Source organism: Streptomyces sp. NPDC101234 (assembly GCF_044767525.1).
In the GTDB taxonomy this organism is placed as follows: Bacteria; Actinomycetota; Actinomycetes; order Streptomycetales; family Streptomycetaceae; genus Streptomyces; species Streptomyces sasae.
The window spans coordinates 106,319-125,929 of record NZ_JBIWOA010000023.1; the positions used below are offsets into that span (position 1 = coordinate 106,319).

General features: G+C 71.5%; 20 protein-coding genes. 6 read left to right on the forward strand and 14 right to left on the reverse strand.

Annotated elements, in window-relative coordinates:
* Nucleotides 1-3: 3 nt before the first annotated feature.
* The 7 genes from ACIRR9_RS35175 to ACIRR9_RS35205 are packed head-to-tail and all read right to left on the reverse strand — an operon-like array spanning nt 4 to nt 8,225.
* Nucleotides 4-1,056: a CaiB/BaiF CoA transferase family protein gene (locus ACIRR9_RS35175; protein ID WP_403760404.1), complete on the reverse strand. Its 1,053-nt coding sequence runs from the start codon at nt 1,054-1,056 to the stop codon at nt 4-6.
* Complete coding sequence (locus ACIRR9_RS35180) at nt 1,053-2,009, reverse strand: TIGR03564 family F420-dependent LLM class oxidoreductase (protein ID WP_403760407.1); 957 nt, start codon at nt 2,007-2,009, stop codon at nt 1,053-1,055. The genes ACIRR9_RS35175 and ACIRR9_RS35180 overlap by 4 nt, the downstream gene beginning before the upstream one ends.
* A 1-nt stretch (nt 2,010) precedes the next feature.
* A complete protein-coding gene (locus tag ACIRR9_RS35185) occupies nt 2,011-2,412 on the reverse strand; it encodes a cobalamin B12-binding domain-containing protein (RefSeq protein ID WP_403760410.1) in 402 nt (133 codons plus the stop codon).
* On the reverse strand, nt 2,412-3,989 hold the full coding sequence (locus tag ACIRR9_RS35190) for a methylmalonyl-CoA mutase family protein (protein WP_403760412.1): 1,578 nt from the start codon (nt 3,987-3,989) through the stop codon (nt 2,412-2,414). Before ACIRR9_RS35190 ends, ACIRR9_RS35185 begins: the two co-directional genes overlap by 1 nt.
* A complete protein-coding gene (locus tag ACIRR9_RS35195) occupies nt 3,986-5,452 on the reverse strand; it encodes a FadD3 family acyl-CoA ligase (RefSeq protein ID WP_403760415.1) in 1,467 nt (488 codons plus the stop codon). The genes ACIRR9_RS35190 and ACIRR9_RS35195 overlap by 4 nt, the downstream gene beginning before the upstream one ends.
* Nucleotides 5,449-6,627 carry an amidohydrolase family protein gene (locus ACIRR9_RS35200; RefSeq protein ID WP_403760418.1) on the reverse strand — a complete coding sequence of 393 codons (1,179 nt, stop codon included), beginning with the start codon at nt 6,625-6,627 and terminating at the stop codon, nt 5,449-5,451. The genes ACIRR9_RS35195 and ACIRR9_RS35200 overlap by 4 nt, the downstream gene beginning before the upstream one ends.
* Before the next feature lie 35 nt (nt 6,628-6,662).
* Nucleotides 6,663-8,225 carry an AMP-binding protein gene (locus ACIRR9_RS35205; RefSeq protein WP_403760421.1) on the reverse strand — a complete coding sequence of 521 codons (1,563 nt, stop codon included), beginning with the start codon at nt 8,223-8,225 and terminating at the stop codon, nt 6,663-6,665.
* A gap of 82 nt (nt 8,226-8,307) precedes the next feature.
* On the opposite strand from ACIRR9_RS35205, the gene ACIRR9_RS35210 reads away from it, so the two are divergent.
* From ACIRR9_RS35210 to ACIRR9_RS35220, 3 genes are read left to right on the forward strand one after another with little or no spacing between them, the layout of a single operon-like run.
* Nucleotides 8,308-9,327, forward strand: a complete 1,020-nt coding sequence (locus ACIRR9_RS35210) for a 2Fe-2S iron-sulfur cluster-binding protein (RefSeq protein WP_403760424.1) — start codon at nt 8,308-8,310, stop codon at nt 9,325-9,327.
* A 46-nt stretch (nt 9,328-9,373) separates the two neighbouring features.
* Nucleotides 9,374-10,093 (forward strand): enoyl-CoA hydratase/isomerase family protein, encoded by a 720-nt coding sequence (locus ACIRR9_RS35215; protein WP_403760427.1) that lies wholly within the window; start codon nt 9,374-9,376, stop codon nt 10,091-10,093.
* Entirely contained in the window at nt 10,083-10,817 is a 735-nt protein-coding gene (locus ACIRR9_RS35220; RefSeq protein ID WP_403760430.1) for an alpha/beta hydrolase fold domain-containing protein, read from the forward strand. Before ACIRR9_RS35215 ends, ACIRR9_RS35220 begins: the two co-directional genes overlap by 11 nt.
* A 185-nt stretch (nt 10,818-11,002) precedes the next feature.
* On the opposite strand, the gene ACIRR9_RS35225 is transcribed toward ACIRR9_RS35220, so the two are convergent.
* The 3 genes from ACIRR9_RS35225 to ACIRR9_RS35235 are packed head-to-tail and all read right to left on the reverse strand — an operon-like array spanning nt 11,003 to nt 13,911.
* Entirely contained in the window at nt 11,003-12,265 is a 1,263-nt protein-coding gene (locus tag ACIRR9_RS35225; protein WP_403760433.1) for an amidohydrolase family protein, read from the reverse strand.
* Nucleotides 12,265-12,594, reverse strand: a complete 330-nt coding sequence (locus tag ACIRR9_RS35230) for a hypothetical protein (protein ID WP_403760435.1) — start codon at nt 12,592-12,594, stop codon at nt 12,265-12,267. Before ACIRR9_RS35230 ends, ACIRR9_RS35225 begins: the two co-directional genes overlap by 1 nt.
* A gap of 33 nt (nt 12,595-12,627) precedes the next feature.
* Entirely contained in the window at nt 12,628-13,911 is a 1,284-nt protein-coding gene (locus tag ACIRR9_RS35235; protein WP_403760438.1) for an aromatic ring-hydroxylating dioxygenase subunit alpha, read from the reverse strand.
* 136 nt (nt 13,912-14,047) lie between these two features.
* Between ACIRR9_RS35235 and ACIRR9_RS35240 the strand changes: the two genes are divergently transcribed.
* From ACIRR9_RS35240 to ACIRR9_RS35250, 3 genes are read left to right on the forward strand one after another with little or no spacing between them, the layout of a single operon-like run.
* Nucleotides 14,048-15,463: an aldehyde dehydrogenase family protein gene (locus ACIRR9_RS35240; protein WP_403760441.1), complete on the forward strand. Its 1,416-nt coding sequence runs from the start codon at nt 14,048-14,050 to the stop codon at nt 15,461-15,463.
* 19 nt (nt 15,464-15,482) lie between these two features.
* Nucleotides 15,483-15,854 carry a carboxymuconolactone decarboxylase family protein gene (locus ACIRR9_RS35245; protein ID WP_403760444.1) on the forward strand — a complete coding sequence of 124 codons (372 nt, stop codon included), beginning with the start codon at nt 15,483-15,485 and terminating at the stop codon, nt 15,852-15,854.
* Nucleotides 15,851-16,702, forward strand: a complete 852-nt coding sequence (locus ACIRR9_RS35250) for an NAD(P)-dependent oxidoreductase (protein ID WP_403760446.1) — start codon at nt 15,851-15,853, stop codon at nt 16,700-16,702. Before ACIRR9_RS35245 ends, ACIRR9_RS35250 begins: the two co-directional genes overlap by 4 nt.
* Here ACIRR9_RS35250 and ACIRR9_RS35255 read toward each other — a convergent pair.
* The 4 genes from ACIRR9_RS35255 to ACIRR9_RS35270 all read right to left on the reverse strand — a co-directional run bounded on the left by ACIRR9_RS35255 (nt 16,678) and on the right by ACIRR9_RS35270 (nt 19,601).
* Nucleotides 16,678-17,274 carry a TetR/AcrR family transcriptional regulator gene (locus tag ACIRR9_RS35255; RefSeq protein WP_403760449.1) on the reverse strand — a complete coding sequence of 199 codons (597 nt, stop codon included), beginning with the start codon at nt 17,272-17,274 and terminating at the stop codon, nt 16,678-16,680. The two genes, ACIRR9_RS35250 and ACIRR9_RS35255, sit on opposite strands and share 25 nt — an antisense overlap.
* An 87-nt stretch (nt 17,275-17,361) precedes the next feature.
* Nucleotides 17,362-18,177 (reverse strand): NAD(P)-dependent oxidoreductase, encoded by an 816-nt coding sequence (locus tag ACIRR9_RS35260; RefSeq protein ID WP_403760450.1) that lies wholly within the window; start codon nt 18,175-18,177, stop codon nt 17,362-17,364.
* Between the two features lie 16 nt (nt 18,178-18,193).
* Entirely contained in the window at nt 18,194-18,694 is a 501-nt protein-coding gene (locus tag ACIRR9_RS35265; protein ID WP_403760452.1) for a DoxX family protein, read from the reverse strand.
* The gene (locus ACIRR9_RS35270) at nt 18,687-19,601 is read right to left on the reverse strand and encodes an alpha/beta hydrolase (protein ID WP_403760454.1); all 915 of its coding nucleotides are present in this window, start codon (nt 19,599-19,601) and stop codon (nt 18,687-18,689) included. Before ACIRR9_RS35270 ends, ACIRR9_RS35265 begins: the two co-directional genes overlap by 8 nt.
* Nucleotides 19,602-19,611: the final 10 nt, after the last annotated feature.

Below are 19,611 nucleotides of genomic sequence, written 5' to 3' on the forward strand. Positions count from 1 at the left end.
CGTCTAGGGGGTACCGGTGTCACCGTGTTCGCCCAGGCCCGGCGGTGGGCCGTACGACGGCTCGTAGCCGGTGACCCGGAACGGGCTGCCGACCAGCCGGAGGCCGCCCGCGTCCACCACCGCGTCCGGAGCCTGGGCCAACGCCTCGGGGAGGGTGCGGACGGCCGCGGCGGGGACCCGGAGCGGGCGCAGGCGGCTCTCCCAGCCGACGGCCGTGTCCGCGGTGAGCGCCTTGGTCACCGCGGTGATCACCTCGTCGCGGCGTGCGGCGCGTTCGGCCATCGTCGGGAAGCCCTCGATGCCGGCCTCGGCGGCGAAGGTGCGCCAGAAGCCGTCGTGGGTGATGAACAGGGCCAGATGACCCTCGGCGGTCGGGAACAGCTGGGCGGGGACGTAGTAGGAGTGCGCTCCGCCGAGGCGGCGGGGGGCGACCTGGTCGTTGAGCCAGACCGAGGCGTGGTAGTTGAGCTGGGAGAGCATCACGTCCCGCAGGGAGACCTCGATCTGTCCGCCCCGCCCGGAGACCACCTGGGCCAACAGACCGAGCGCGGCGGCGAGTCCGGCGGAGTTGTCGGCGGAGGAGTAGCCCGGCAGCAGGGGCGGTCCGTCCGGGTCGCCGGTGAGGGCGGCGATGCCGGTGGCGGCCTGGACCACGTAGTCGAAGGCGGGTTCGTCGCCGGCGTCCATGCCCCAGCCGGTGAGGGCGACGCACACCAGGCGTTCGTTGTGGGGCTTCAGGGCTTGGTAGGTGAGGCCGAAGCGGCGGATGGCGGACGGTTTGAGGTTGACGAGCAGCGCGTCCGATTCACGGACGAGGCCGTGCAGCCGGTCCTGTCCGCCCGGTGTGGTCAGGTCCAGACGGACCGAGCGCTTGCCCCGGTTGAGGCTGGCGAAATAGGCGTCGGACACCTGCCGGGACAGGTCGCCGCCGGGTGGTTCCACCTTGGTGACCTGTGCCCCGAGGTCGGCGAGCAGCATGGTGGCGTACGGACCAGCAAGAATGTGGCCGACCTCCAGGACGCGCAGTGCCGCCAGGGGGCCCGGCCCCCCGGTCACCGGAAGTCCGCGGCGAGGGCGGCGACCGCGTCCCGGGTGCGGAGCTTGGAGGCGACCAGTTCGTCGCGTCCGGTGCCGATGGGCAGCAGACGGACGGACAGGTCGGTCACTCCCGCGTCGGCGAAGCGCCGGAAGCGGGCCGCGATGGCCGCCTCGTCACCGGCGGCGCACAGGTCTCCGACGTCGCGTGCGTCGCCGTACTCAAGGAGCCGTTGGTAGTTGGGCGAGACCTCGGCCTCGCCGAGGATCCGGTTGGCGCGCTCCCGGGCCGCGTCCACCTCGTGCGGTGCGCAGAGACAGACGGGGATGCCCGCCACCACGCGCGGGGCCGAACGACCGGCGTCCTCCGCCGCCTTGGTGATGGTCGGCACGACGTGCTCGGCCACGGCCCGTTCGTCCGCCATCCACAGGACGGTGCCGTCGGTGTACTCGCCCGCGATGCGCAGCATCAACGGGCCGAGGGCGGCGACCAGGACCGGCAGAGGGGCGACCGGGGCGAGGGTGAGCGGATTGTGCACCTGGAAGACGTCGTTCTCGACGTCCACCGAACTCGCGCCGCTCAAAGCAGCGTTGAGGACTTCCAGATAGGCGCGGGTGTACGCGGCCGGCTTCTCGTACGGGACGCCGAGCATGTCCCGGACGATCCAGTGGTGGGAGGCGCCGACGCCGAGGGCGAGCCGGCCCCCGGCCGCCGCCTGGGCCGAGATCGCCTGCCGGGCCAGGGCGACCGGGTGCTGGGCGTGCACCGGGACGACCGCCGTGCCCAGTTCGATGCGCGAAGTGGCCTGCCCCATCAGGGAGACGGCGGTCAGGGCATCGAAGTCGGTGGGCACCTGCGGTACCCACACGGTGTCGAAGCCGGCCTCCTCGGCCCAGCGGGCGTCGTCGGCCATGCGCGCCGCCTTGTGCGCGGCGTCGCCACGCTCGGGACCACTCATCACTCCGACTCGCATGTCAGCCCTCCTGGACGGTCAGTGCGCGGATGTCCGCGACGATGGCGTTCAACGGGGTGCCGGTGGGAAACACGGCGGCCGCTCCGGCCTCCCGCAGCAGCGCCACGTCGGCGGCGGGAATCGTGCCGCCGACCACGACGGGGATGTCGTGGGCCCCCGCCGCGCGCAGCCCGCTGACAGTACGGCGGGTCAGCGTGACATGGGCGCCCGAGAGGATCGACAGACCGACCACGGCCACGTCCTCCTGGACGGCGGTGGCGACGATGTCCGCCACCCGCCACCGGATGCCGGTGAACACCACCTCGAACCCGGCGTCCCGCAGTCCGCGCGCGACCAGCTTGGCTCCACGGTCGTGCCCGTCGAGCCCGGGTTTGGCGACGAGGACCCGCACCGGCGCGGTCATCAGAACACCACCGGCTGCCGGAACTCGCCCCACACCTCGCGCAAGGCGCCGGCCGCCTCGCCGACCGTGCAGTAGGCGTCGGCGCAGGCGATCAAGGGGTCCATGAGATTGGTGTCTCCTTCGGCGGCCCGTTTCAGCTCAGTGAGCCGAGCCCGTACGTCGGCGGCGCTGCGCTCGGCCTTGACCTGGGCGAGCCGCTTGAGCTGCCGTTCCCGCCCTTCCGGGTCGAGTTCGTAGGTGGCCAGGTCGGGCGAGGGCTCCTCGGCGGTGAAGCGGTTGACGCCGACGACGGGCCGCAGCCCGGAATCGACCTCCTGGTGCGACCGCCAGGCCTCGTCCGCGATCAGCCCTTGCAGATAGCCGTCCTCGATACAGCGGACCATTCCGCCGTGCGCCTCCAGATCGGCCATGATTCCGGCGATGCGGTCCTCGCTGGCGTCGGTGAGCGCTTCCACGAAGTACGACCCGCCCAGCGGGTCGGCCACCCTCGCCACGCCCGTCTCGTGGGCGAGGATCTGCTGGGTGCGCAGGGCGAGCGTCGCCGACTCCTCGCTGGGCAGCGCGAACGGCTCGTCCCAGGCGGCGGTGAACATCGACTGCACGCCGCCGAGCACGGAGGCGAGGGCCTCGTAGGCGACCCGCACGGTGTTGTTGCGGGCCTGCGGCGCGTACAGCGAGGCCCCGCCGGCCACGCAGCCGAAGCGGAACATGCACGCCTTGTCCGTCTGCGCGCCGAACCGCTCGCGCACGATGGACGCCCAACGGCGGCGCCCGGCGCGGTACTTGGCGATCTCCTCGAAGAAATCGCCGTGGGTGTAGAAGAAGAAGGAGATCTGCGGGGCGAACTCGTCGATGGTCATACGGCCGCGTTCCAGCACCGTCTCGCAGTACGTCACCCCGTCCGCAAGGGTGAACGCCATCTCCTGTACGGCGTTGGCGCCCGCGTCCCGGAAGTGGGCGCCCGCGACCGAGATCGCGTTGAAGCGGGGCACCTCGGCGGCGCAGAACTCGATGGTGTCGGCGATCAGCCTCAGCGACGGCTCGGGCGGCCAGATCCAGGTGCCGCGCGAGGCGTACTCCTTGAGGATGTCGTTCTGGATGGTGCCGGTCAGTTTGGCGCGCGGGATGCCGCGTTTCTCGGCGGCGGCGACGTAGAAGGCGAGCAGGACGGCCGCCGTGCCGTTGATGGTGAAGCTGGTGCTGATCCGGTCCAGCGGGATCGTGTCGAAGAGGATCTCGGCGTCGGCGAGGGTGTCCAGGGCGACTCCGACGCGGCCGACCTCGTCCGTGTACTCCGGGTCGTCGGAGTCGTAGCCGCACTGGGTGGGCAGGTCGAGCGCCACCGACAGGCCGGTGCCGCCCTGGTCGAGGAGGTAGCGGTAGCGGCGGTTGGACTCCTCGGGGGTGCCGAAGCCGGAGTACTGGCGCAGGGTCCAGGTGCGGCCGCGGTAGCCGGTGGGGTAGTTGCCGCGGGTGAAGGGGAAGGTGCCGGGGTCCGGGGGTTGGGCGCGCAGGTCGTCGGGGCCGTAGACCGGCTTGAGGGGGATGCCGGACGCGGTGCGGGGTTCGTCGGTCATGACAACTGGTCCTTCATCACCTTGCCGGTGGCGTTCAGCGGCAGCTCCGTGCGGAACTCGACCTGCCGGGGCACCTTGAAGCCGGCCATCCGCTCCCTGGCCCAGGTGATCAGCTCGGCCTCCGTCACCGTGCCGCGCGGCACCACGAACGCCTTGCCGACCTGGCCCATGCGTGCGTCGGGCACGCCGATGACGGCGGCCTGGGCGACGGCCGGGTGCCGGAGCAGGAAACCCTCGATCTCGGCCGGGTAGGCGTTGAAGCCGCCGACGATGAACATGTCCTTCTTGCGGCCGGCGATCCTCAGCCGCCCGTCCCCGTCGATCTCGCCCAGGTCCCCGGTGTGCAGCCAGCCGTCAGTGTCGATGGCCTCGGCGGTGGCCTCGGGGTCGTCGAGGTAGCCGAGCATGACGGAGTAGCCGCGTACGAGGACCTCCTTGTCCTCTCCGAGGCGCACCTCGAAGCCCTCGCAGGGCCTGCCCACGGTCGTGGCGACGGCCTCGTACGGGTCGCCGGGCCGGGACGCGGTGACGGTGCCGGCCTCGGTGAGGCCGTAGCCGGTCATGAGGTGGGTGAAGGGCAGTTCGGTGGTGATACGGCGGACCAGTTCGACGGGGATGTCGGCGGAGCCGGTCACCGCGACCCGGAGCGAGGACAGATCGTGCCCAGCGCCGGCTTGGAGCAGGGAGTGGTACAGCGTGGGCGGGCCCGGCAGGATCGTCACCCGCTCCCGCTCCACCAGGTCCAGGACGCGGTCCAGGTCGAAGACGGCGACCGGGAGCACGGTCGCGCCCCGGATCATCGAGGCGACGAGGCCCGCCTTGTAGCCGAAGATGTGGAAGAACGGGTTGACGATCACATAGCGGTCGCCCTGCCGGAGTTGGGCCAGCTCGCACCACTCGGAGTACGCGCGGAGAGTCTGGCCGTGGGTGGTCATCACGCCCTTGGGGCGGCCGGTCGTGCCGGAGGTGAAGATGATGTCGGCGACGTCGTCCGCACCGACCTCGCGCTCCAGCGGCTCCCCGGAGCCCAGGAACCCGTCCGCCCTCAGGTCGATGACGGGGACACCGGGCGGACCGCTGAACTCCCGGTCCAGGAAGCCGTTCTGGACGCAGAGCATCCTGGCGCCGCTGCGGACGACGATGTCGTGGGCCTCCTCGTCCCGGAACCGGGTGTTCACCGGGACCAGCACCGCTCCCGCGGTGAGCGCGCCGAACGCGGCGAGGGCCCACTCGGCCGAGTTCGGCGCCCACACCGCGACCCGGTCGCCGGGTCCGACGCCCACCGAGGCGAACGCCCCGGCGGTGCGCCGGACCCGGTCGGCGAAGTCGGCGAAGGTGAGCCGCAGTTCACCGTCGACCACGGCCTCCGCGTCCCCGAACCGGTCGGCGGCGCTGCGCACCAGCTCGGGGATGCTGCGCCAGGGCGGTTCGGGGATGCTGCGCCACGGCATCGGCGCGGTCATGCGTCGATCAGCCGGGCGAGGTTGCCGCCCATGACCCTGGCCTTGTCGGCCTCGGTCAGCTTGGCCAGGTGGTCGACGTAGGTGACCGGGTCGGCCAGGCCCTCCGGGTGGGGGTAGTCGGAGCCGAACAGGACACGTTCGATGCCGATGAGGTCGCCGAGCCGGGCCATGTCCTCCTCCCAGAACGGGCTGATGTGGATGTTCCGCCGGAACGCGTCGACCGGGTCCTCGTGGAACTCGTGGGGCATCTTCTTGTGCACGTCCACGAGCCGGCCGAGCAGCGGTTCCACCCAGGAGGCGCCGTTCTCGATCACCGCGACCTTCAGCTCCGGGAAGCGGGAGAGCGTGCCGTGGCAGATCAGCGACGAGACCGCGTCCTCGATCGGCCGCCACTCGATGACCTGGCGGAACGCGTTGGGCTTGAAGGGCAGGAACTCACGCTGGTTGCCCTCCCAGTCGTTGGCGTAGCGGGCGTAGCCGCTGTCGGAGGAGTGGAAGGCGACCAGCACACCGGTCTCGACGACCCGCTTCCAGAACGGGTCGAACTCCGGCAGCGCGAACGAACGCGTGGCACCGAATCCGGGCACGGGCGCGGGCCGGACCAGGATGGCGCGGGCGCCCCGCTCCACCACCCAGTTCAGCTCCTCGATCGCTTTCTCGACGATCGGGAGGGTGATGACGGGCACCGTGAAGATGCGGTCCTTGTAGGTGAAGGACCAGGTGTCGTGCAGCCATTCGTTGAGGGCGTGGATGACCGCGTGGATCAGCTCCGGGTCGTCCTTCATGCGCTCCTCGATGAGGCTCGCGAGGGTGGGGAACATCAGGCTGCGCTGGATGCCCAGTTCGTCCATCAGCTCCAGGCGCGGGGCCGGCTCCCGGAAGGCGGGCACGGAGTGCATCGGCTCGCCGAATATCTCCCGCCGGGTCTTGCCGGTCGGGTTGCCGACCTTGAAGTACTCCTCCATGGCGCCCGGCCGGGCGACCACCTCGAAGGTGGGGTTGGGGATGTACTCGCTGATCCGGCCACGGATCGCGATCTTCGTGCGGCCCCGGACGGTCACGTACTCGATGGCTCCGTCGTACTCCTTGGGCAGGTACTTCGTGAGCGCTTCCTGCGTCTCGTAGAGGTGGTTGTCCGCGTCGAAGAGCGGATACGCGAGCGCGCGAGAGGGCATGAGATCCTCCTTCACCAATCTTGAGAATCGTATTCTCACTGTGCGGTAGTGGCAATGTGCCGACGGAGCTCGAACTTCTTGACCTTTCCGCTCGGCGTACGGGGGAAGTCGTCGACCGTGCGGATCTCCTCGGGCCACTTCTGCCGGGCGAGGCCGGCCCGCTGGAAGTGCACGCGCATCTCGGCCAGGACCGGTGCGGACCAGCCGGGACGCATGCGCAGCACGGCCGCGGCCCGCTCTCCCAGGCGCGGGTCGGGGACGGCCACCACGGCGGCCTCGGCCACCCCGGGCAGGCCGAGCAGCACCTCCTCGACCTCCAGGGCGCTGATGTTCTCGCCGCCGCGGATGATGACGTCGGCCTTGCGGTCGGTGATGGTCAGGTACCCGTCGGCGTCGAGCACGCCGATGTCACCGGTGCGGTACCAGCCGTCCTCGTCGAAGGCGGCGGCGGTCAGGTCGGGGTCGGTGTAGCCGAGGCAGAGGTCCGGGCCGCGGGTGAGGATCTCGCCGTCCTCGGCCAGCCTCAACTCCACGCCGGGCAGCGGGAGTCCGTCGGTGTGCAGCCGCTTGGCGGCGGGACCGTCATAGGGGGTGCAGGTCACGGAGGGGTGCTCGGTGGAGCCGTAGGCGCGGAAGACGCCGATCCCCAGGGACTCCAGCCGGGTCGTCACGGCGGAGGCCACGGAAGCACCGCCCAGACCCGCGTACTTGAGGTGCGCGATGTGCTCGGGTGTGCAGTCGGGGTGGTCGAGGAGGCTCGTCATGTAGTACGTCGCTCCCCCGCCGACCGTCAGCCCCTCGGTCCGCATCAGCGCGAGGGCCTGGGCGGGGTTCCAGGTGTCGCCGAGGTTGACCGGGGTGCCGTCGAGGACGGGGATGAGGAAGGCGTTGATCATGCCGATGAAGTGGCCGACCGGCGCCACGGTGAACTGCCGCCCCCGGTCCGGCGGATAGCTCGCGGCCAGCTGGCGGGTCTCGCAACCGAGGGTCCGGTGACTGTGGATCACGCCCTTGGGGTCCCGGGTGGTGCCGGAGGTGAAGGCGATCAGGGTGGGGGCGTCGGGGTCGGCGGGAAGGACGCCGGCCAGCGGCTCGTCGGCGAGCAGCGCGTCGAAGTCGCGGCCGACGACCCCGACGACCGGGACATCCGCGCACAGCTCCGGGTGGAACACGGACCTGCCGAATCGCTCGGCCGCGAAGAACGCCTTGGGGCGGGCGGCCCGCAGGATGTAGCCGACCTCCTTGGGTCCGTAGAAGTGGACGACCGGTACGACCACCGCGCCCAGGAAGGCCGAGGCCCAGAACACGGCAGCGGCCTCCATCCAGTTGGGCAGTTGCATGGCGACGACGTCGCCGGGGCCCACCCCACGCGCCCGAAGCCCGGCGGCCAGCCGCCGCGCCACCCGCTCGACATCGGCGAAGGTCCCCGCCCACGGCCGTACCTCGGAGTGCACACGGAATTCCACGTCCCCGGCCGTGGCCAGTCCGGTGGCCAGCAGCTCACCGAGGGTCTCGCGGGTCCACCAGCCCTCCGCCTCGTAGCGCGCGGACAGTTCGGGCGGCAGCGGCCGCAGGGCACCGAGGAAGGTCGTCGGCATGGCAGGGGTTCTCCTCGTCGCAGTCGCCATTGCACCTGTAGGAGAATTGCACTCTCCCATAGCGAGAAGGTAAGTTCCATACATGGCACGGGACCATGGCTTCCATCCGGTGCGGATCACCCGGATCGTCGACGAGACGCCGGACACGCGCACCTTCGCCCTCGACGCGCCGTTCCCCTACCGAGCCGGACAGTTCCTGACCTTCAAGGTGTGCGGGACGCTGCGGAGTTACTCGATGTCGTCCTCACCCGACACCGACGGCGAGCTGTGCGTGACGGTGAAACGGGTGCCGGGCGGTCTGGTCTCCGGCTGGCTGCACACTCACCTGCGGCCCGGCGACACGCTCGAAGCCACCCGGCCCGGCGGCTCCTTCTGCCTGCGCGCGGATGCGGCGAAGCGGCCACTGGTCGGATACGCCGGCGGGAGCGGCATCACACCGGTCTTCTCCCTCGTCAAGAGCGCACTGGCGACAACACCTCGCAGTGTCCGGTTGCTGACGGCACATCAGAGCTCGGGATCGGCGATCTTCCGCGAGGCCCTGGACGCCCTCGCAGCACGCCATCCCGGCCGGCTCCGGCTCCACGACCATCTCGACGACCGGGACGGACTGGTCGGAGCCGAGGAGATACGCGCCCTTGCCGACGGCGACGCGGACCACTACATCTGCGGACCCGAGCCGTTCATGGCACTGGTCGAGAGCACCCTGACGGCCGCCGGGACGCCCGCAGAGCGGATCTTCGTCGAGCGGTTCACGCCGGCGCCCTTCAAGGAGACGCCCGCCGACGCCGTCCCGGCGCCCTCCGAGGAGACGTCAGCCGGCGCCGTCCCGGGCACCGTCACCGTCGCCCTGCGCGGACAGCGCCGTACCGTGCCGCAACGCGTCGGCGAGACGCTGCTGCAGAGCGCGCGCCGGGCGGGTTTCACCCCGCCCTTCTCCTGCGAGTCCGGGGACTGCGCCACCTGCATGGCACGGCTGACCGACGGCGAGGCCAAGATGCGGGTGAACAACGCCCTGGACGCCGACGAGATCGCCGAGGGCTATGTGCTCACCTGCCAGGCCGAACCCACTACCGCCGAGGTGACCGTCGTCTACGAGGACTGACACCGCCGGACCATCGGCACCCGCCCGTTCGACCGGAAGGCCACGCATGGTTGACCTGGAAATCGAGGACGGCCTGGCCGTCCTCACCATCGACCGCCCGCACGCCCGCAACGCGATCGACCCGGCCACCATGGGCGAACTGGACAAGGCCCTGGACGCGGCCGAGGGGGCGAGGGCGCTGGTGGTGACCGGCGCAGGCGACAAGGCGTTCGTCTCCGGCGGCGACCTCAAGGAGCTGGCGCGGCTGCGCACCGAGGACGAGGCGGCCGGGATGGCGCTGCGGATGCGGGCACTGTGCGACCGGATCGCCGCCTTCCCCGGGCCGGTGGTGGCGGCCCTCAACGGGCACGCCTTCGGGGGCGGCGCGGAGGTCGCGGTCGCCGCCGACATCCGCATCGCCGCCGCCGACGTCCGCATCGGCTTCAACCAGACCAAGCTCGCCATCGTGCCCGCATGGGGTGGCGCCGAGCGCCTGGCCCGGTTGGTGGGGCCGGGCCGGGCGCTACTGCTGGCGGGCACCGGGCGCGTCCTGGACGCGGCCGAGGCCGAGCGGCTGGGGCTGGTGGACCTGGTGTTGCCCCGCGCCCAGTTCGCCGACGGCTGGCGGGAGGTGGCCTGCTCGCTCGCCACCGCGCAGGCCCGCGAGATCAAGAACCTGACCACCCGGACCCGGCCGTCGCACGAGGCCGCGGCGGCCTTCGCCCGGCTCTGGGTGGCCGACGAACACTGGCAGGCGGCGGAGAAGGTGATGTCCCGTGGCAGGTGAGATCCACCTCGAGGAAGGGCCGTTCGGACCGGAGGTACGGCCCGAGGGCGCGCCCGTAGAGCAGACGGTGCTGTATCTGCACGGCGACCCACGGCTCGCCGGCACCCCGCAGGACGCCCTGCCCACGGCCCGCGAACTGGCCCGGCACACCGGTTACGCGGTCGTGTGCGCCCGCTACCGGCTCCGTTTCCCGGAGGCCCTGGAGGACGTGTACGCCGCCTGGCAGCACTGCCGCGACCGAGGGCCCGTAGCCGTGGCCGGCAAGCGGCTGGGCGGTGCCCTCGCCGCCGGTCTGCTGCTGCGGCTGCGCGACGAGGGGGCGACTCCGCCGTCCTGCGCGGTGCTGTCGTCACCGCTGCTGGACTTCACGCTGGACGCGTCCAGCCTGCTGCTCAACGCGGCCGCCGACCGTACGGTGGACGCCGAGGCCCTGTCCGTCCGGGCGGCCGCGTACGCGGGCCCGACACTGCGCACCCACCCACTGCTCAGCCCTCTGCACGGCAACCTCCACGGCCTGCCGCCGATCCAACTGCACGCGGCGGGCACGGAGATGCTCCTGGACGACACCCTGTCCCTCGCGACCCGGGCGGCGCACTCGGGGGTCGAGGTCGACATGCGGATCTACGAGGACTCCTCCGCCCAGGGACTCAGGCAGCTGGAGGCCACGGCGGCGTTCCTGCGCGTCTGGTGCTCGAACGGCCTGGTCTCACCGCAGCGGACCTGAAGGGCACGGCGCGGCGGACGGCATCGGCGGCACGGATACCCACCGTGCCGCCGATGCCGTCCGCCTGTCCGGCCTCTCGCGGACCGGCACGGCCGTCCCTGACGCCCGGAAACCGCCGGCCGGCGCCGCGTCGCCCCCTCCTGTTCGACGCGGTGCCGACCGGCGGTCACGGTTCCGTACGGCGGTCAGGATCCCCGCGTGTCGTCGCGGTGCACCCGGCCGCCCTTCATCACGAAGCACACCCGCCCCGTGACGGACAGATCGTCGAGCGGGTCGCCGGGTACGGCGATGACGTCGGCGAGCAGGCCCGGCCGCAGTCCGCCCCGGTCGACGGCACCGATCAGCTCGGCGGCGACCGTGGTCGCGGCACGCAGGGCCTGGAGCGGCCGCATGCCCCGGTCGACGAGGGCGAGTAGTTCCAGGGAGCCTTTGCCATGCGGGATCGCGGGCGCGTCGGTGCCGAGGGCGACCTTGACGCCCCGCTGGATGGCACGCGCGGTGGACTCACGGGCACGGGGGAAGACCTCGGCGGCCTTGGCACGCAGGGCCGGGTCCGCGTGGTCGGTGTTCATGCCCTCGGTGAGGTAGGTCGTGGCCACCAGGAAGGTGCCACGCTCCACCATCAGGTCCAGCGTGCCGTCACTCGCCAGGAAGCCGTGCTCGATGCAGTCGATGCCGGCCTCGACGGCGGCGCGGATCGCCGAGTCCCCCATGCAGTGGGCGGCGACCCGCACGCCCGCCCGGTGTGCCTCGTCGACGATGGCGCGCAGTTCCTCGTCGGAGTACTGCTGGGCGCCCGCCGGGCCGGTATGCGACATCACACCGTTGGAGGCGCAGACCTTGATGACCTGGGCCCCGTACTTGATCTGGTACCGGACCGCCTTGCGCACCTCCGCCACGCCGTTGGCGATGCCCTCCTCCACGGTCAGGGGCAGCACCCCGGGGGCGAACGCCTGGAACATGGTCGGGTCCAGGTGCCCGCCGGTCGGCGCGATCGCGTGCCCGGCCGGCACCACACGCGGTCCCTCCACCCACCCCAGGTCGATGGCCTTCTTCAGGGCCACGTCCAGCAGCACGCCCCCGGTCTGCACGAACAGACCGAGGTTCCGTACGGTCGTGTAGCCGCGGTGCAGTGTGCGGCGGGCGTTGGCGACCGCGCGCAGGGTGCGCAGCGCCGGGTCCTCCTGGACGGAGATCAGCGGGCTGCGGTGGTCGGGGCCGCCGAGGAAGAGGTTGACCTCCATGTCCATCAGGCCCGGCAGCAGGGTGACGTCCCCGAGGTCGTGCACGACCGTGCCCTCGGGCAGCCGACTCGGCTGGACCTCGGCGATGTGCTCGCCGACCACCAGCACCTCACCCGGCTCGACGAGTTCACCCTTGTCGACGTCGAGCAGCCGGGCCGCCCGCAGGAGCACGGGCGGCGGCGGTGTCGTCTCCCGCCCCGCCATCACACGGCGGGTTCGACGACGGCGTTGATGCTGGCGGGCCCGCTGTCCGGGACCCTCGGCTGTCCCCAGGCCTCCACCGGGAAGGCGATGGTCACCAGTGAGCAGAACGCCCACAGCAGCCGCTTGTCCTGCTCGCCGATCCCCTCCATTGCGACCTGCTCCAGGTACACGGTGCCCTTCTGCAGCAGCGGGAACGCCACGTCGTAGAAGGCCTGCAACTCCTCCATGGTGCTCGCGACGCGCTTGGCGTAGCGGGCGCGCTCGCCCTGGATCGCCCAGTCCGCGAACGGTTCCAGCTCGTGGAACCCGTCGGGAAAGACCGTGGTCATGTCTGTACCCTCCCTGTCTGCTCGATGGGTGTCTCAGGACGCGGGGGCCGGTGCCACCGGCTGCTCGTAGGCGCGCACGAACTGCCGTGCGGTGGCGTGCAGATGGCGCAGCAGGACCTCCTGGTCGCACAGCGGGAACTCGTCCACGGTGCGCGACTCCAGCATGGTCTGGGTGGCCTCCAGGGTGTTGCCGTCCTGGAGGCCGTACTCCTTGAACGACACCACCGCGAGTTCCTGCTGGAGCCGCTGGAAGGCGTTCTCGGGCGGGACGAAGTAGCAGGTGCCCTCGAAGATGTGGGTGTTGTAGGACGTCGGCCAGTAGTGGTAGGTCAGCACCCAGTTCGGCCGCCAGACCAGCAGCATGAAGTTGGGGAAGAAGACGAAGGAGTCCATGCCCCAGAGCTTGCTGCGCGTGGGGTTGATCGCCGGCGGCAGCTGCTCGGTGGTCAGGCCGATGTCGGGGGCCTCCCAGGCGCCGAACAGGCCGCTGCGCAAAGCCCGTTCGACGGGCTTGACCATGACCCGCTCCTTCGGCGGTGCGATGCCGCCCCAGGAGGAGACCATGCTGTGCGGGCCGTCGATGTCGTACGACAGTGCCTCGTACCCGTACTTCTTGATCTTGGCGGCCTCTTCGGCGACGTACTGGCCCGAGTGCAGGATCGGCGCGTGGTAGAACTCGGCGAACGCGTCGATGAACAGCTTCCAGTTGCTGCCGATCTCGGCACGGTACTTGTGCACCTGGGTGAGCTTGTGGAAGGGGTAGCCGTCCATGCCCTGGGCGAACTTGCCCAGGTAGTCCCGCAGCGGCGTGGTGTTGTCCGGGTCGAGGTTGACGAAGACGAACCCCTCCCACACCTCGGTCTGCACGGCCAGCAGCCCGTACTTCGACTTGTCGACGCCGAAGAACTCCGACTCCTGCTGGACGAAGGCGAGCTTGCCCTCCAGGTCGTAGCGCCAGGCGTGGTACTTGCAGGTGAAGGCACGGCAGGTGCCCTTGGTCTCCTCGCGGGGATAGTCGTCCCACACGAGCTTGTTGCCGCGGTGGCGGCAGACGTTGTGGAAGGCACGTACCTCGCCGTCGGTGCCGCGCACCACGACGACGGAAGCGCGGGCCGCGTCCAGCTCCTTGGTGAAGTAACTCCCCTTGCGGGGCAGTTGTTCGACCCGCCCGACGTTCAGCCAGGTCCGCCTGAAGATGGCGTCCCGCTCCAGTTCGTAGAACTCCGGTGAGATCGAGTCCGCGTAGGAGACCGGCTCCGTACCGATCTTGAAGTGCTCGGTCCAGCTGCCCTCGGCGGGCTTCGCGAAGTGCGCCATGAGTGGGAACCTCCGGTCGGTCGACACCGCCACGATAACAATCGTCTCTGATTTGGAGAATAGCGTTTCCGTATTCTGCATATGGAACCTATGGTCGTGTCACCGGCATCGCGGCTCTCACGAGTGGAGGACGCTCTTGACGACACGCCACGACCACTGGATCGACGGCCGCCCCGAACCGCCGGAGAACGGCACCTGGCTGCCGACGCTCGACCCGGCCACCCGGCTGCCCGGCGACGAGATCGCGGCGGGCGGCCCGGCCGACGTCGAACGCGCCGTCCGTGCGGCGGAGCGCTCCCGGCACGACTGGGCCGCCCTCTCGCCCGCCGGGCGCGGCGCGGTCCTGCACCGGATCGCCGACGCGATCGAGGCCGACGCCGGGACGCTGATGCGGCTGGAGCGGGAGTGCACCGGGAAGGTCCCCGCGCAGCTGCGGCTGGAGGCCGACATGTCGGCGGCCTACTTCCGCTACTACGCGGGGGTGGTACGGGCCGCCGGGCACGGGACGGTCATCGAGCAGGGGGCGGGCGTCCACACGTACACGCGCTACGAGCCGTACGGTGTGGTCGGCGTGATCACGCCCTGGAACCTGCCCCTCAACCAGGCCTGCCGGGCCCTCGCCCCCGCCCTGGCGATGGGCAACGCGGTGGTGGCCAAGCCCTCGGAGTTCACCTCGGCCTCGACCCTGCACCTGGCCCGGCTGGCCACCCGCGCCGGCCTGCCGGACGGGGTGCTGAACGTGGTCACCGGCACCGGGTCGGCCGCGGGCGAGGCACTGGCCGCCCATCCGGGGGTACGGCGCCTGGCCTTCACCGGGTCGGTGGCCACGGGCCGGTATCTCGCGGGCGTGGCGGGCGGCCGGCTGGTCCCGCTCACACTCGAACTGGGCGGCAAGTCGCCCCTGGTGGTGTTCGCGGACGCGGATCTCGACCGGGCGGCGGCCGCCGCGGTGACGGCTGTCGCGGCGAACTCCGGGCAGGTGTGCTCGGCGACCGCGCGACTGCTGATCGAGGAGTCCGTGCACGACGAGGTGGTGGACCGGGTGGTCACGGCCGTGGAGAAACTGCGGCCCGGTGTGGACTTCGGCCCGCTGATCACGCAGGCCCAGTACGACAGGGTGCTGGACTTCCTCGCCGACGCCCCGGTGCCGGCCGCCACCGGCGGCGGCCCGTACCCGCGGGGGCCCGAGGCACGCGGACTCTACATCCGGCCGACCGTGTACGCCCGGGTGGACCCGCGCGCCCGCATCGCCCGCGAGGAGGTCTTCGGACCGGTCCTTGTCACGCTGCCCTTCCGGGACGAAGCGGAAGCACTGGCCCTGGCCGACGGCACGGACTACGGGCTGGTCGCCGCGGTGTGGAGCGGCGACCTGGCACGCGGACTGCGGCTCGCCGAGCGGATCGAGGCCGGCCAGGTGGCCGTGAACGGCGGTCCGCTCACGATCGAGACACCGTTCGGCGGCTACCGGCACAGCGGCTACGGCCGGGAGAAGGGCCTGACGGCACTGCAGGAGTACGCGCAGCTCAAGACCGTCAGCGCGAGCCTGGGCTGACCCACGGAGGGGATGACACATGTACGACGACGTATGGCAGCAGGCTGCACGGGCGGTACGCCGCGAGGTCATCGGCGACGACGGCACGGCGACCGTGGACACCCTGCCGGCCGGGTACCAGGACTTCGTCACGGCGACGGCCTGGGGCGTCTGGGCCCGTGGCGGCCCGCTGAGCAGGCGCGACCGCAGTCTGCTGGTGCTGGCGATGACGGCGGCGACCGGCCGTATGGGTGCCTTCCGGATCCATCTGGAGGCGGCCCCGCGCACCGGGGTCACCGATGCGGAGATCGACGAGCTCCTCTTCCAGCTGACCGCCTACTGCGGCGCCCCGGCCGGGACCGAGGCGTCGGCGGTCCTGCGCGAGGTCCGTGCCGCCCGGGAGGCGGTGTGAGCGGGCGACGGCCTGTCGGCTTCATCGGACTGGGCAACATGGGTGGCGCGCTGGCGACGAACCTGGTGCGCGAGGGCTTCGAGGTGGTGGCGTACGACGCCGCCGGCCCGGCCCGCACCCCGGTCGGCGCCCGCTGGGCACCGAACCCGGCCGAGGTCGCCCGGACGGTCGGCACGGTGGTGCTCAGCCTGCCCGACGGCACGGTCTGCGGGAACGTCGTGGGAGACCTCCTGGCCACGAGGGACCGCAGGGTCACCCACGTCGTGGACACCTCCACGGTGGGCGTCTCGGCGGCCCGCCAGCTGGCGAGCACCGGGCTGTCGTACGTCGACGCGCCCGTGTCGGGCGGCGCGGCGGGGGCGCTCAAGCGCACCCTGATGGTCATGTACGCGGGTTCCGACGACGCCTGCGCGCATGTCGAGCCGGTGCTCGCGGGTCTCAGTGACCGCAGGCGCCGGGTGGGCGACCGTCCCGGGCAGGCGCAGGCGTTGAAGCTCGCCAACAACTTCCTGGCCGCGACCGCGCTGGCGGCGGCCAGCGAGGCCGTCACCTTCGCGCAGGCCGCCGGCCTGGACATGGACGTATTGCTGGAGGTGCTCAACGCGTCCAGCGGCCGCAGCGGAGCCACCCTCGACAAGTTCCCGCAGGAGGTGCTGACCGGCCGTTACGCCTCGGGGTTCAGCAACTCGCTGATGGCCAAGGACATACGGCTCTATCTGCGCGAGGTGGACGAGACGGCCGGGCCCGCGGCCCTCGCCGCCGTCACGGAGGCGCTCTGGGAAGCGTTCGCCGCGGCCGAGCCGGGCGTCGACTTCACCCGCATCTACCCATTCGTCAGCGGCAGTTGAGAATCCGGGACGCTGTCGGTGCCCAGCAGCACGGTCAGCGCCTCGCGCACGATCCGGGGGTAGCGTTCGGCGTCCTGGTCCACGAGCCACAGCTGGTGGACGCCTTCGATGAGGGCGAGCACGGCGGCCGCGGCGGTCCGCGGGTCCAGTCCGCTGGGCAGCCGGTCCCCGTATCTCTCGACGAGCTGGGCGGTGAGGTGCTCCTGGAGGGACCGGCTGCGTTCACGGACGTAGCCGCACGCCGGTTCCTGGCCGGTGACGGCCTCCGCGAGGACCACCGTCTGCACGGTGGCGAGCGAGGGATGGTGCAGTTCGAACGCCACGGCCTCCGCGAAGTAGCCGGCCCAGTCCTCCCCGAGCCTGCGCCCCGCGAGATGCTCCCGGTTGAGCTGTTCACGGAAGTCGAGGAGATCGAGGAGCAGCCGCTTCTTGCTCGGGAAGTAGTGCAGCACGCCCTGCCTGGTGAGTCCGGCGCGTTCGGCCACCGAGTCGATGGAGGTGCCCTTGAACCCGCGTTCGGCGAAGACCTCCAGGGCCGCTTCCAGGATCTGCTGACGCCTCGCCGACACCACGTTGGGCCCCTTCCGCCGTTGGAGAGGTGCCCGCCCACACTATGCAGGCGCGCCTCGGCAGGGCGAGAGGGCGTACGGAGTCCGTCCTCACTTCCCCATCAGGGCCAGGGCTGCCAGCGCAGCCCCTCGGAGTGTTCCGGCCTCGTGCACCTCGGCCGTGTCCGCGATGTCGGCGAAGAGGCGGACGTCCTTGGCGAGCAGTCCGCCCGCGTGGGCGGCGATGCGGTCGAGGGTGCCGCCCGCGTCGGCGACCCGTTCCAGGGCGAAACTGGCCGCGCTGCCACGGGGCAGGACCCGGGTGAGCGCGACACGGTCCAGACCGAGGTCGGCACCCACACCGAGGACATCGGCGGCGAGCCCCAACTGGGCGGTGAACAGCAGATTGTTGAGGATCTTGGCAAGCTGTCCGGAGCCGGTCGGGCCGAGATGGACGACGGGGTCGCCGTAGGTCTCGAACACCGGACGGCAGTAGGCGAAGACCTGGGGATCGCCGCCCGCCATGACGAGCAGCGTGCCCTGCTCGGCGGCCCGGCCGCCCCCGCTGACCGGTGCGTCCAGGAAGGAGACACCGCTCGCCCGGGCCAGTGCCTCCAGTCGGCGGCAGGTCTCGGGATGCACGGTGGAGTGGACGGAGATCACCCCGCCCCGGCGCAGCCCGGCGAGGACCCCGTCCGGGCCGGTGACCACCTGTTCCACGTCTGCGTCGTCGACCACGCACAGGCACACCAGGTCGCTGGCGGCGGCCAGTTCGGCGGGCGAGCCGGCCGTCTTGGCGCCGCTGTCCGCGAACGGGGCGAGCGTGGCGGACCTGCGGGCCCACAGGGTCGTCTCGTGTCCGGCCCCGGCGATCCGCCGGGCCATGGGAGCGCCCTGGCTGCCCAGTCCGATGAAGCCCACACGCACGGGTGCTCTCCTCACGTCAGGTCGTCTTCCGCGGGCGCCAGAACACCGCCAGCAGGCCGGCGGTCGCCACCCCGCCCACCGCGAGCACGAGACCGGCGCCCGCCCATCCGGTCACCGTGATGTCCGCCGCCGTGTCGAGCGCGTACTTCCCCGGTCCCCAGGCGCCGAGCGCCACCGCGAGCATGCCGAGGACGAGGACGTACTCGTAGCCCTCCTTGAACACGAAGAAGCCGTGGGGCCGGTGGGCGAGCAGACCGGCGACCAGCATCACCGACAGCACGGCCGCGCAGGCGAGCGGAGTCAGCAGACCGAGCACGAGCAGGGCGCCCGCGCCGAGTTCGGTGAGGACGCTCAGCCAGGCCTGGAGCCGGGGCCGGGTCAGGCCGAGGCCGCCGAACCAGCCCGCGGTCCCGCCGATCCCGCCCGGACCGCGCCAGTGGTTCCAGCCGTGCGCCGCCATGACCGCGCCCAGCACCAGGCGCACGGCCAGCAGGGCCGTGTCCGAGGCCTCACCCATCCCGGTGCCGCCTCTCGATGGGCAGGGCCTGGACGCCGAGCGCGCACTCCTCCACGAAGGCGAGGACGTGCAGGTGGTAGGCGAGAGCCGTGCGGCCGACACTGGTGTTGTGGCCGGCGCCCGCCTGCTCGTGCACTACGACGCGGGGCGACCCGGTGAACATCGAGGCGAGGTCTGCGAGTCCCTCGGGGCCGTTCGCCCAGACCTGTTCGTACTCGGCGAGGGTGATGTGGACGGGCACCGGCACCTGCCCCGAGAGCCGGGCGAACTCCTCCTGCCAGTTCTCCCGGTGCCCTTCGTAGGCGGGCGAGGCGGAGCCGATGGTCCGGCCGCCGTACACGTCGGGCGGGTAGGCGTGCGGCGGATCCCACAGCGCGCGGCGGAGGTTGGGCCGGGTGCGAGTCGGATCGCGCCGCCATTCCTCCATCGCCAGTACCGAACGGGGGTGGTGGACCCGGCCCATCCCGGCCAGTTCGATGCCGAGCAGGTCGGCGCCCCGCCGGTCGCTCGCCATGCGGACGGCGAGTTCACACCCCGCCGAGTGCGCCCAGAGGAACACGCCGAGACCGAGATCACGGCCCTCCAGCAGCGCGGCCACGGCCTCGTAGGCGAAGTCGGTGCGCTGCTCGGGCGTGCCCATCCGATCCTCGTGCCCGGCCGAACTGCCGTAGCCGGGGCGGTCCAGGGCCAGGACGGTGAAGCCCGCGGCGGCCGCGGTGCGCAACAGGGAGAGCCGGGGGTGGCCCGGGTGGTCGAAGTAGGCGGAGTTGGTGGCGCCGCCGTGCAGGGCGACGATCACGGCCTGCGGGCGGGGCACCTCGGCGAGCAGCACCGAGGCGGGCACTCCATCCACATCGACCGTCAACTGCCTTATGAAATGGCTGAGTTCAGGTTCGAGCGAGGTCATACGAGCGTCC